This is a genomic window from Devosia sp., assembly GCF_041917035.1.
Taxonomy (GTDB): Bacteria; Pseudomonadota; Alphaproteobacteria; order Rhizobiales; family Devosiaceae; genus Devosia_A.
In genome coordinates this window covers 1-11,635 of record NZ_JAYRYM010000121.1, presented here as the reverse complement: position 1 = coordinate 11,635, position 11,635 = coordinate 1, and the positions used below count along the sequence as shown (strand labels likewise).

Annotated in this window: 12 protein-coding genes, 1 pseudogene and 1 riboswitch; of the genes and pseudogenes, 6 read left to right on the top strand and 7 right to left on the bottom strand. The window is 67.9% G+C overall.

Annotation, left to right across the window (positions count from 1 at the left end; all coding sequences use genetic code 11):
• The 6 genes and pseudogenes from ACE3TU_RS13130 to ACE3TU_RS13105 form a co-directional block, all read left to right on the top strand.
• Positions 1-2,029 (top strand): annotated as a pseudogene (locus tag ACE3TU_RS13130) (chromosome segregation protein SMC); the annotation flags it as partial.
• Between the two features lie 267 nt (positions 2,030-2,296).
• A complete protein-coding gene (locus ACE3TU_RS13125; RefSeq protein ID WP_374624857.1) occupies positions 2,297-2,686 on the top strand; it encodes an AtpZ/AtpI family protein in 390 nt (129 codons plus the stop codon).
• A gap of 26 nt (positions 2,687-2,712) precedes the next feature.
• Positions 2,713-3,468 (top strand): F0F1 ATP synthase subunit A, encoded by a 756-nt coding sequence (locus tag ACE3TU_RS13120; protein ID WP_374624855.1) that lies wholly within the window; start codon positions 2,713-2,715, stop codon positions 3,466-3,468.
• Positions 3,469-3,531: 63 nt separating this feature from the next.
• The gene (locus tag ACE3TU_RS13115) at positions 3,532-3,759 is read left to right on the top strand and encodes a F0F1 ATP synthase subunit C (RefSeq protein ID WP_374624853.1); all 228 of its coding nucleotides are present in this window, start codon (positions 3,532-3,534) and stop codon (positions 3,757-3,759) included.
• Positions 3,760-3,850: 91 nt separating this feature from the next.
• Positions 3,851-4,519: a F0F1 ATP synthase subunit B gene (locus ACE3TU_RS13110; RefSeq protein WP_374624851.1), complete on the top strand. Its 669-nt coding sequence runs from the start codon at positions 3,851-3,853 to the stop codon at positions 4,517-4,519.
• Between the two features lie 5 nt (positions 4,520-4,524).
• On the top strand, positions 4,525-5,028 hold the full coding sequence (locus ACE3TU_RS13105) for an ATP F0F1 synthase subunit B (protein ID WP_374624849.1): 504 nt from the start codon (positions 4,525-4,527) through the stop codon (positions 5,026-5,028).
• 120 nt (positions 5,029-5,148) lie between these two features.
• Here the strand turns inward: ACE3TU_RS13105 and gcvPB are convergent, their stop codons facing one another.
• From gcvPB to ACE3TU_RS13070, 7 genes are all read right to left on the bottom strand, one after another.
• Positions 5,149-6,693 (bottom strand): aminomethyl-transferring glycine dehydrogenase subunit GcvPB, encoded by a 1,545-nt coding sequence (gene gcvPB / locus ACE3TU_RS13100; RefSeq protein ID WP_374624847.1) that lies wholly within the window; start codon positions 6,691-6,693, stop codon positions 5,149-5,151.
• On the bottom strand, positions 6,690-8,033 hold the full coding sequence (gcvPA, locus tag ACE3TU_RS13095) for an aminomethyl-transferring glycine dehydrogenase subunit GcvPA (protein WP_374624846.1): 1,344 nt from the start codon (positions 8,031-8,033) through the stop codon (positions 6,690-6,692). The genes gcvPB and gcvPA overlap by 4 nt, the downstream gene beginning before the upstream one ends.
• A 161-nt stretch (positions 8,034-8,194) precedes the next feature.
• Positions 8,195-8,548 carry a glycine cleavage system protein GcvH gene (gcvH, locus tag ACE3TU_RS13090; RefSeq protein WP_374624844.1) on the bottom strand — a complete coding sequence of 118 codons (354 nt, stop codon included), beginning with the start codon at positions 8,546-8,548 and terminating at the stop codon, positions 8,195-8,197.
• Complete coding sequence (gene gcvT / locus ACE3TU_RS13085) at positions 8,545-9,714, bottom strand: glycine cleavage system aminomethyltransferase GcvT (RefSeq protein ID WP_374624842.1); 1,170 nt, start codon at positions 9,712-9,714, stop codon at positions 8,545-8,547. Before gcvT ends, gcvH begins: the two co-directional genes overlap by 4 nt.
• Positions 9,715-9,910: 196 nt before the next feature.
• A riboswitch (glycine riboswitch) is annotated at positions 9,911-10,006 on the bottom strand.
• 64 nt (positions 10,007-10,070) lie between these two features.
• A complete protein-coding gene (locus tag ACE3TU_RS13080) occupies positions 10,071-10,661 on the bottom strand; it encodes a hypothetical protein (protein WP_374624840.1) in 591 nt (196 codons plus the stop codon).
• A gap of 2 nt (positions 10,662-10,663) precedes the next feature.
• Entirely contained in the window at positions 10,664-11,161 is a 498-nt protein-coding gene (locus tag ACE3TU_RS13075; protein ID WP_374624838.1) for a redoxin family protein, read from the bottom strand.
• 61 nt (positions 11,162-11,222) lie between these two features.
• Positions 11,223-11,635 (bottom strand): hypothetical protein (locus ACE3TU_RS13070; RefSeq protein ID WP_374624836.1); only part of this gene is annotated, 413 nt, incomplete at its 5' end.

Sequence of the window (11,635 nt, the reverse complement as noted above, 5' to 3'; positions counted from 1 at the left end):
GCGACCCGATCTGCAGGGCCTCGAGGCCAGCCTCAACCGCCTCGAAGCCGAGGCGCAGACGTTGAGCCGCATCCTCGATCATGGCGGGGCCCGCCGGTGGCCGGCAATCGCCGATCTGCTGACGGTCGTCCCTGGCTACGAGACCGCCCTCGGCGCGGCGCTCGGGGACGATCTCGAGGCGTCGAGCGATGACCGGGCGCCGCTGCACTTCAGCGCGGTGACGGGCACCGAAGATCCCACCCTGCCCGCCGGAGTCGAGCCGCTCTCGCGATACGTTTCGGGCAGCCCCCTGCTGGCGCGTCGGCTGGCACAGGTCGGTCTGGTCGAAGCCGCCGCCGCCCGCGCGCTTTGCGCCGCACTGCGCCCCGGACAGCGGCTGGTCAGCCGCGAGGGTGCGCTCTGGCGCTGGGACGGCCTCGTCGCCGCCGCCGACGCGCCGACCGCCGCGGCCGAACGGCTGGCGCAGCGCAACCGGCTCGCCGAGTTGAGCGCCGAGATCGAGGCGGCCCGCGCCGAACGCAACCGTCGGCGCGCCGACGCCGCCGGTCTCGCCGAGGCGCTTGCCGCGGCACGGTCCGCCGAGAAGGCGCGGCGCGAGGCCTGGCGCGTGGCGCAGCGCGACATTGCCCTGGCCCAGGCGGAACTCGACACGGCGCAGCGCGCGCTCGGCGAGCTGGCCACCCGCCGGGCGGCTCTCGAGGAGACACGCGCCCGGCTGTCCACGGGCCTTGCCGAGGCGGCGGCAACGGTGGTCGAGGCCGAACGGGGGCTCGCCGGTCTCGCCGACGAGGCCGACGCCGCCACGCTCGCCGTGACTCGCCAGTCCGCACTCGCCGAGCTGCGACGCGCGGCCGAGGCAGCACGGCTGCATCTGGGCCAGTTCGAGTCGGTCGCCCGGCTGCGCGACGGCCGACTGGCCCAGCTGGCGCGCGATGCCGAGGCCTGGCAGCGCCGGCGCGACGGTGCCGCGGGGCAACTGGCAACGCTCGAGTCGCGCGCCGCAGAGGTCGCTGCCCAGCTTGCCGGGCTCGATGCCTCGCCCGAGGGGCTGGTGGACCGCCGGCGCGAACTCGACCGGCAGATCGCCGCGGCGCGCGAGGTGCACAAGGCGGCCACCGATGCCCTCGCGCTCGGCAGCGAGCGACACCGCGAGGCGGATCGGGCGCAGCGCCTCGCCGCCGAGGCCCTGGCCGGGTTCCGTGCCGAGCTGGCGCGGCTCGATGAGCGGATCAGCGGGCTCACCGCCCAGCGCCACCAGATCGAGCGGACCGTTCACGAGACGCTCGGCATCGCCGCGGCTCAGACGGCGCAGCTCGCCGGCATCCGTCCCGAACACGCCCTGCCACAGGAATCGCAGGTCGAGCAGCAGGTGGAGCGGCTCAAGGCCGAGCGCGAACGGCTGGGCGGGGTCAATCTGGGCGCCGAGGCGGAGGCCGAGGAGGTGCGCGAGAAGCTCGAGCTGATGGTCACCGATCGCGACGACCTGATCGCGGCCATTGCCAAGCTCCGGGCCGGCATCCAGAGCCTCAACCGCGAGGGCCGCTCGCGGCTCAGCGAGGCCTTCGACAAGGTCAACGTCTACTTCCAGGAGCTGTTCACCTCGCTGTTCGGCGGCGGCACGGCGGAACTGCAGTTCGTCGAGAGCGAGGATCCGCTCGAGGCCGGGCTCGAGATCATCGCCCGTCCGCCCGGCAAGAAGCCGACGACGATGACGCTGCTCTCAGGCGGCGAGCAGGCGCTCACCGCGATGAGCCTGATCTTCGCGGTATTCCTGACCAACCCGGCGCCGATCTGCGTGCTCGACGAGGTCGATGCGCCACTCGACGATGCCAATGTCGAGCGCTTCTGCAATCTGCTCGATTCAATGACCGCCCGCACCGAGACCCGCTTCCTCGTCATCACGCACAACCCGATCACCATGGCGCGCGTCGACCGGCTGTTCGGCGTCACCATGGCCGAACGCGGCGTTTCCCAGCTGGTCTCGGTCGACCTCAAGGGTGCCGTGGACGTTGTGCGGGCGGCAAGCTGACCGGGCCAGTCGGCGGGCGGGAGCCCGGCCGTTTCCGACACCGCCGGATCGTGTTCGGCCCGGGTGCCGCCCCGCGGGCGCGTCGGGCATTGCAGGAGTCGCGGATGACTCAATGTCACATCCACTCCCGCCGCACAAAACTCTCGTTTTTTCAGCGCCTTAGCTGTCCGTTCTCAGCCTTGACACTGCTGGGGGTCGCCACTATGTTGCCGGCGACTTCAAGGGGCTCCATTTCCAGTTTTGCCCGGAGGCGTTAGGGGAAGCGGGATGAACCAATCGCGCGACACCAGGCGTCCCCAGAGCGATGGCAAGCGTGAACCCCTGACTTCGGATCTCGCGGCGCGGATCGCGCGGGCCAGGGCCGAAGCAAATGGCGCGGACGACAAGGTGACCACCACCGCCGTCCGCGACATGAGTGGCCTCAGCCGCGGCCTGCGGCTCGGGTCGGAATTCATTGCGGCCATCCTGGTCGGCGCGGGTATGGGTTACCTGCTCGATCTGTGGCTCGGCACCGGCCCATGGGCGATGCTGGTGATGCTGATGGTCGGTTTCGCGGCGGGCGTGCTCAACGTCGTCCGTTCGGCGGCCGAAATGAACCGGGCGGCGCCGCCGCCCACGGCCGCGATGCGCGTGCCGGACGACGAAGACGACGAGTGAAGGCGCAAGCCTCAAGGGAACCATAGTTGGCCGATCCGAACAAAGTCGACCCGATCCACCAGTTCCAGATCACCGATATCGTCTCGCTCGGCGAGGGCGGGGTCTCCTTCACCAACTCGGCGCTGTTCATGGTCCTCACGGTGGGTGCCATCGCGGCCTACCTGATCATGTCGACGCAGAAGCGCAGCCTGGTCCCCAACCGCGTGCAGTTGGTGTCCGAGATGCTCTACGAGTTCGTTGCCAAGATGGTATCGGACTCGGCTGGCAAGGCTGGAATGAAGTTCTTCCCGTTCGTGTTCTCGCTGTTCATGTTCGTGCTCGTGGCCAACATGTTCGGCATGATCCCGTTCTTCTTCACCGTGACCAGCCACATCATCATCACCTTCGCGCTGGCGATGCTGGTGTTCCTCGTGGTCATCGTCTACGGCTTCATCAAGAACGGGCCGAAGTTCCTCAAGCTGTTCGTACCGTCGGGAGTGCCCGGCTACGTGCTGCCGATCGTGGTGCCGATCGAGGTTGTGTCCTTCCTCTCGCGCCCGATTTCGCTCAGCGTTCGTCTGTTCGCCAACATCCTGGCCGGCCATATCACCCTCAAGGTGTTTGCCGGCTTCATCGTGACGCTGGGCGGCCTCGGCTTCCTGGGCTGGCTCGGGGCGCTGCTGCCGCTGGTCATGACCGTCGCGATTACGGCGCTGGAGTTCCTCGTCGCGGCTCTGCAGGCCTATGTGTTTGCGGTGCTGACCTCGATGTACATCAACGATGCGATCCACCCGTCGCATTGAGTTTTCACCCCCATCGGCCCGCCGCTGACGGCAGGCCACAGCAGTTCTCAAAGGAGACTAGTAATGGACGCTGAAGCAGCAAAGCTCATCGGTGCTGGTATCGCCGCGGTTGGTATGGCCGGCGCCGCCATCGGCGTGGGCAATATTTTCGGCAGCTTCCTGTCGGGCGCCCTGCGCAACCCGGCCGCTGCCCAGGGCCAGTTCGGCAACCTGATCTTCGGCTTCGCCGTGACCGAAGCTCTCGGCATCTTCTCGTTCCTCATCGCGCTGCTGCTGCTGTTCGCAGTCTGATTTCGCGAAGGGCGGCCCCGGCCGCCGGGACCGACCGATTGACGGCCCCGGATGATCGTCCGGGGCCATTGCGGCCGTAAAGGGTATCGAGATGGCGGGTTCAACCCAAGACATCATCGTTCTGGCGCAGGCCGAAGCCGGCGATGCGCTGCAGCAGGGCGAAGTCGTCGCCGCGCCTGCCGACGAGCACGCGGCCGAGGCCGGTGGCGAGCATGCCGCCACGGACGCGCATGGCGCGACCGAGACACATGCCGGCACGGAAGCGCATTCCGAGGTGTTCCCGCCCTTCGACGGGGCGACCTTCGGTGGGCAGCTGCTGTGGCTGGCCATCACCTTCGGGGCGCTTTACCTGCTGATGAGCCGGGTCGCGTTGCCGCGCATCGGGGGTATCCTCGAGACCCGGCGCACCCGCATCGAGGGCGACCTCAAGGAGGCCGAGCGGCTCCGTCAGGAGACCGAGAAGGCCGCCGCCGCTTACGAGGCGGCGCTGGCCGAGGCGCGCAAGAACGCCCATGCCATCGCCGAGGAGACTCGCGCGGGGATCAAGGCCGACATCGAAGGCCGCCGGGCCGACGTCGAGGCGGGGCTCGCCAAGCGCGTGGCCGAGGCCGAGGGCCGGATCCAGGCCGACAAGGATGCAGCGCTGGCCAATGTCGGCAGCATCGCAGCCGAGACGGCGCAGGTGCTGGTGGCCAAGATCGCCGGCAGCGTCAGCGCCGCCGAAGCCAAGGCGGCCGTTGCCGCCGTCAGCAAGGAGTAAGGTCGATGTGGAGCTTCGGGTACGACGCCACGACCGGCGCCACCATCTGGGCCACCATCGCGCTCGTCATCTTCATCGGCATCGCGATCTACTTCGGCATCCACAAGACCATCGCCAAGATGCTCGACGACAGGATCAAGCAGATCGAGACCGATCTGGCCGAGGCGGAGGCGCTGCGCGCCGAGGCCAAGGCCCTGCTCGACGACTACGCGCGTCGTCGCGAGGAAGCGCAGAAGGAAGCCGAGGGCATCGTCACCGCCGCCCGCGAGGAAGCCTTCCGCCTCACCGCCGACGCCAAGGCGGCGCTCGAGGCCATGGTCGCCCGGCGCGAGAAGGCCGTGGCCGACAAGATCGCCCAGGCGGAAGCCCAGGCCGTTGCCGAGGTTCGCGCCCGTTCCGCCGACTTGGCGGTCGAGGCGGCGCGGGTTCTGCTCACCAAGCAGATGACCGAAAAGAGCGGCGCGCTGATCGAGCAGTCGATCAAGGACGTGGCGGCACGCCTGAACTGAGCTTCGGCTCTTCGCTGACCGAACGAATGCCCGCGAAAGCGGGCATTTTCGTTTGTGCACGGCCCTCGCCCGGCAGTGCGCGGCACCCCCTCCCCCGAGGGGAGAGGGTGCGGGTGCTCACTACTCCGCCGCCTGCGGCAGGGCGGTCTTCCGCTCCCATTTGAGCACCGGCTGGCGAGCGGCGCGCGTTTCGTCGAGGCGACGACGCGGGGCGCGTGTCGGGGCGGCAGTGAACCGGACGGCGTTACCGGCACGTGCGTCGTTCGCCAGGTCCAGCATGGTGTCGCAGAAGGTGTCGAGCGTCTGCTTGCTCTCGCTCTCGGTCGGCTCGATCAGCATGGCGCCATGCACCACCAGCGGGAAGTACATGGTCATGGGGTGGAAGCCTTCGTCGATCATCGCCTTGGCGAAGTCGAGGGTCGAGACGCCGGTGCCGGCGAGGAAGCTGTCGTCGAACAGGGCCTCGTGCATGCAGGGCTGGCCGGGGAACGGTATCGAGAAGACCCGACCGAGCCGGGCCTTGACGTAGTTGGCGTTGAGCACGGCATCCTTGGCCGCTTGCGCCAGGCCGTCGCCGCCATGGCTCAGCATGTAGGTCAGCGCCCTTACATACATACCCATCTGGCCGTGAAAGGCGGTGATGCGGCCAAGGTGATCGGCCTCGGCATGCTCGGTGAGGTCGAGCGAACTGCCGTTGCGACGGATGAAGGGCACCGGCGCGAAGGGCGCCAGCGCCTCCGAGAGCACCACCGGACCGGCCCCCGGCCCACCGCCGCCATGCGGGGTCGAGAAGGTCTTGTGCAGGTTGATGTGCATGGCATCGATGCCCAGGTCGCCGGGCCGCACCACGCCCATGATGGCGTTGAAGTTCGCCCCGTCGCAGTAGAAGAAGGCTCCGGCCGCGTGCACGGCCGCCGCGATCTCGATCACTTCGGGCTCGAACAGCCCACACGTATTGGGGTTGGTCAGCATGATCGCGGCGACGTCGGGGCTCAGCGCCGCCTTCACCGCCTCGACATCCACCGTGCCGTCGTCGCGGGCCGGCACGGGCTTCACCGTGTAGCCGAGAAAGGCCGCCGTCGCCGGATTGGTGCCATGGGCGCTCTCGGGCACCAGCACCACCTTGCGGTGGCCCTGCCCGGCCGCCTCCTGCGCCGCCTTGATCGCCATCATGCCGCACATCTCGCCATGCGCGCCGGCCTTGGGGCTCAGGGCAACGGCAGCGGTGTTGGTCAGCGTCATCAGCCAGTGCGCGAGTTCGTCCATCACGGCGAGCGCCCCTTGGACCGTGGCGACCGGGGCCAGCGGATGGATATCGGCAAAGCCGGGCAGCCGGGCCACCTTTTCGTTGAGGCGCGGGTTGTGCTTCATCGTGCACGAGCCGAGCGGATACATGCCACTATCGATCGAGTAGTTGAGCCGGCTGAGCCGCACATAGTGCCGCAGCGCCTCAGGCTCGGTCAAACCGGCGAGATCGATCGGGCTGTGCCGCTCGAAGCCGCCGAGGAAGCCGGCATCGATCTCGACCTCAGGCAGGTCGACGCCCGAGTGTTCGGTGTCGCCGATCTCGAACAGCAGTGGCTCGGCGGGCAGCAAAGAGGAGCCGGTGCGGGCAACGCCGGCGGTCCCGGTTCCGGTCGGGCGTCCTTGCGTGTTCATGCTCATTTCAGCGCCTCCTCGAGGGCTTCGGTCAGGGCCGAGATATCGGCCTTGGTGGTCAGTTCGGTGGCGGCGAGGACGATCAGGCTGTCGACCCTGGGATCTCCCGGTTCCAGCCGGCTGACCGGCAAGCCGGCAAGGATGCCTCGTGCGGCCAGGCGCTCGATGACCGGGGCCGCCGGCCGACCGATGTCGATGGTCATCTCGTTGAAGAAACTCTTGTTGAGCAGCCGGACGCCGGGCGTGGCCGAAAGTGCCCGTGCCAGCGCGATGGCGTTGGCGTGGTTGAGCCGCGCCAGCCTCCTCAACCCCGATTCGCCGAGCAACGACAGGTGGATCGAGAAGGCCAGCGCGCACAGGCCGGCATTGGTGCAGATGTTGGAGGTCGCCTTTTCGCGACGGATGTGCTGCTCACGGGTCGACAGCGTCAGCACGAAGCCGCGCGTGCCGTCGGCGTCAACGGTTTCGCCGCACAGTCGCCCGGGCATCTGCCGGATGAATTCCTTGCGCGTCGCCATCAGCCCCACATGAGGACCACCGTAGTTCAGGGCGTTGCCGATCGACTGCCCCTCGCACACCACGATGTCGGCGCCGAGTGTGCCGGGCGCTTCGATCAGCCCGAGCGAGATCACCTCGGTTACCACCACGATCAGCAGCGCCCCGGCGGCGTGTGCAGCATCGGCCGCCGCCTTCAGGTTGCGCAGGTGGCCGTAGAAGTCAGGGGTCTGGACGACGATAGCGGCCGTCTCGACATCGATGCGGTTGAGGATGTCGCCCTGCCCTTCCGGCGAGGCCGGCAGGCAGACGAGATCGGGCCCATCGCCAAGGTATGTCCTGACCACGTCGCGATAGTGCGGATGCAGCCCGCCCGAGAGCACGATGCGGTTGCGCCGCGTCAGCCGACGCGCCATCAGCACTGCTTCGGCGGTGGCGGTCGAGCCGTCATACATCGAGGCGTTGGCCACTTCCATGCCGGTCAGGTGCGCCACCTGGGTCTGGAACTCGAACAGCATCTGGAGCGTCCCCTGCGAGACCTCCGGCTGGTATGGCGTATAGGCGGTCAGCCATTCGGAACGCTGGATCAGGTGGTCCACACTCGCTGGCACGTGATGCCGATAGGCTCCGGCACCGATGAAGAACGGCCCGTCGCCAGCCGCGTGGTTGCGTGCCGCGAGCGCCTTCATATGCGCTTCGACGAGGAACTCGGGGGCATGACGCGGCAGGTCGACCGACTCGGTCAGCAGCGCTGATTTCGGTACCCGCGCAAACAGGTCCGCGGTGGTCTCGACGCCGATCACCGAGAGCATGTCGGCCCGCTCGTGGTCGGAATGGGGGAGGTATCTCATGTCGAATGCATGTCCGTCTTCTGGGCAGTTGGGGGGTCCCCCCTCCCGGCCTCCCCCACAAGGGGGGAGGTGAAGGTCCGCGGCCTTGGCACAATCGCGCCAGGTTCACCGGTCGGCACCTCCCCCCTTCTGGGGGAGGTTGGGAGGGGGGGCATCAATCGTCAGTCGGTCATTGCCGCATAGGCCGCTGCGTCCATCAGGCCATCGAGTTCGGCCGGGTTGTCGATGGCGAGCCTGTAGATCCAGCCGTCCGTCTCCGGGGCAGAGTTGATCAGTCCCGGGTCGCCCGACAGTGCCTCGTTGACCGCCGTCACGGTGCCGGAAACCGGGGCGTAGATCTCGGAGGCCGCCTTGACCGACTCGACCACCGCCGCTTCGTCACCCTGCCTGAGCTTCTGGCCGACCTTGGGCAACTCGACGAAGACGATGTCGCCCAGTTGCTCCTGCGCATAGGGCGTGATGCCGACAGTGCCGTCGGCGGTGATGTATTCGTGGTCCTTGGTGAACTTGATCATGAGCTGGCCTTCCGGACATAGCGATGGGGAACGAAGGGTGTGGGAACGACGGTTGCCGCTTGCGTGCGCCCGCGCACCAGGACGCTGAGGCGCGTCCCCGGCGCTGCGAAATCGGGCGGCACGAAGCCGATGGCAATGGCGCGGCCGAGCGAGGGAGAAAAGCCGCCGGAGGTCACCTGACCGATACTCGTGCCGGCGGCGTCGACGATCTCGGCGCCCTCGCGAGCCGGTGCGCCCTCGACCTCGAGGCCGACACGGACGCGGCCCAGTACGCCGCCTAGTTCAGCGAGGATGCGGGTTGCGCCGGGGAAGTCGGCGCGTTCGCGGCGGCGCCGCGAGATGGCGAAATTGAGCCCGGCCTCGACCGGCGAAATCGTCTCGTCGAGGTCGTGGCCGTAGAGCGGCAGGCCGGCCTCGAGCCTCAGGCTGTCACGGGCGCCTAGCCCGATCGGCCTGACGCGCGGATCGGCGAGTAGCAGGTCCCAGAGCGCCTCGGCATGCTCGGGATCGACGAGGATCTCGAAACCATCCTCGCCGGTATATCCCGAGCGCGAGATCACCAGATGCGTCTCGCGCCAGGCGAAGGAGCCATAGTGCATGAAGCCCAGTTCGGGTGCGCCGGGCACCAGGGTGCGGATCACCTCCGCGGCCTCAGGCCCCTGCAGCGCCAGCAGCGCGCAGTGGTCGGAGCGGTTGAGCGTGGCCCTGCCGGCTGCCGCCGAGGCGATGCGCTGGAAGTCGGCCTCCTTGGTACCAGCATTGACCACGATATAGAGCGCCCCGCCCCAGCCCTCGGCCGCCGGACGCGCGATCATCAGGTCGTCATGCGTGCCGCCCGCCTCGTTGAGCAGCAGCGTGTAGCGCACCTGACCCGGCTTCAGTCCCTTGATGTCACCGCAGCAGAGCGGTTCCACAACCGCGGCGATGGCGGCGTGGTCGGCCTCGCCGTCGCCGGACTTCCGGTCGAGCACGAGAAAGCTCGGGCCCATGTGCGAGACGTCGAACAGGCCGGCGTGCTCGCGGGTCCATTTGTGCTCGGCAATGATGCCGGTCGGATACTGCACCGGCAGCGAGTAGCCGGAGAATGGTACCATGCGGCCGCCTGCTGCGAGGTGGCGGTCGTTGAGGACGACGGTTTTCAGATCTGCGTCTGGCGCACTGGCCATGGGACACCCGGGGTTTGTTGCACAGCAACGCGCGAGCGCAAGCCCCCGCGCGTTCGTGCCCCCCCTGTCCGCTAACCTGAGAGATTTCCTTGCCGCCTATGGGCAAGTTGCTCCTTCGGTGAGGCGCTTTCCTCGGCTGGCATGGTCCCGAAATCAGTCATTCGGGGTGCTGTCGAGGGCCTGCTTTCCAGAGTTCAGTCCGACTGCGGTCCGTTGGCCTGAGAGTTTCCGGGGCGGTTGCTCCTTCGGCGCCGGCCCCCTTTCGAGGTCCGGACTCTCCCGCAGTCGAGGGAAGCTAAGCCGCGTTTGCGGGCGGAAGTCAACCACCTCGCCCATCCGCCACCGTCGGCGCGCAACTAACTGTCGAAGCCGACCCAGATGACGATCTGTTCGCCGCCCGTATAGGGAATGGCGACATTCTCCACCACCTTGACGAACTCGGTCGACTGCGCGGGCGGCAGCACCGACACCGGGATCTCGTACTTTTCCGAGAACATCGCGACATTGTCGCGCTCGACGGCGAAGCGGATCGGGACGGTGATCTCGGTCTGATTGCCGGATGGCCCGAGCAGCAGCCGGCCGACGACGCCCATCTTCACCGTGATCAGGCCGTTTGAGACCACACAGTTGCGCGACTGCTTGTCGATCACCGCCTGGTAGTTGAGGTCGCGCGGATTCCCGACCTTGCCCTTGCCGTAGTAGAACAGCGCCTCGCCGCCCGCCCGCACCTTGATCGGCGGGCATTCAGTGGCGATCGCCGGCAGCGCGCTGGTGGCAGCGGTGTTCAGTTCCGCCTTGGTCGGGCTGGCATTCTGCAGCGAGGCGCCGCCCGAGGGGGCTGGGGCGAACATATTGCCCATCGAGCAGCCGGCAAGGGCGATCGCGAAGCCGCCAACGGCGAGCAGCCGCAGGCCGGTCGCCACGTTCATCTCACTGCGCTGCGCCATCGTCACGCACTCACCGGTTGACGCGCCTCGAGGGTCATCAGCACCGCCGGAGCACCGCTGACCGTCACCCCCGCGACGTCCTGCACGAAGACATCCTTAACCATACCCGCTTCGATGATCATGGCAAACCGGGCAAATCGCTTTCCCATGCCCGCAATCAGCTTCGACAGGCCCATCGCATCGGCCAGCAGCGCATCGCCATCGGCGAGGAAGTCGACCTTGCCCAGGGCATCCGACCGCTCGGCCCAGGCCTTGACCACGTGATGGTCGTTGACCGCGCCGCAGACGATCCGGGTGACCCCGAGTGCGGCGAGCTTCTTCACGTTGGTGACGAAGCCCGGCAGGTGGCTGGTGTCGCAGGTCGGAGTGAAAGCCCCAGGCACGCCGAAGAACACCACCCGCCCGATGCCGAGCACGGCGTCGGAGGTGGTATCACTGATGCCGTTCTGGTCGACGAGCTTGGTCGGGACCGATGGGATCCTGTCGCCGGCTTTGATCATGGAAGTGGTCTGCCCTGCCTTGTTTCGCACGCTCCCGCCCTGGGGAGCGCCGGACCATAGATCACTGGCCCGCTGCCGTCGACCCGGCCGGCGCAATGGTGCGGGACAGTGCGAACGGTCCCATCTCGGTCATGAAGGTCAACTGCACGGACCGTCCCGTCACATCCGCCTCCGCCGCTCCCCCGAGCAGCGGCAAGAGCACTAGGGAGCCATCCCGGCTTTTTTGCGGCGCACCAAAGAGTTGGCCCTCGACACCGGCATCGGCGATGATCGAGAGCGGGTCGATCCGATCATCGCCCAGTCGCACTGCGAGGGCGTGCGCCCCGGCATCGTAGCCCACCCACCCCACCGGCTGGCGCGGGTCGGTCCAGTCCATCGGGGTCAGCGCAACAGCCTGTGCGACCCTCAGTCCCTGCCCGCGGTCAGGCCGAGCGAAGGTCAGCGGCAGGCTGAACCGCGCTGAAACCGGCACGC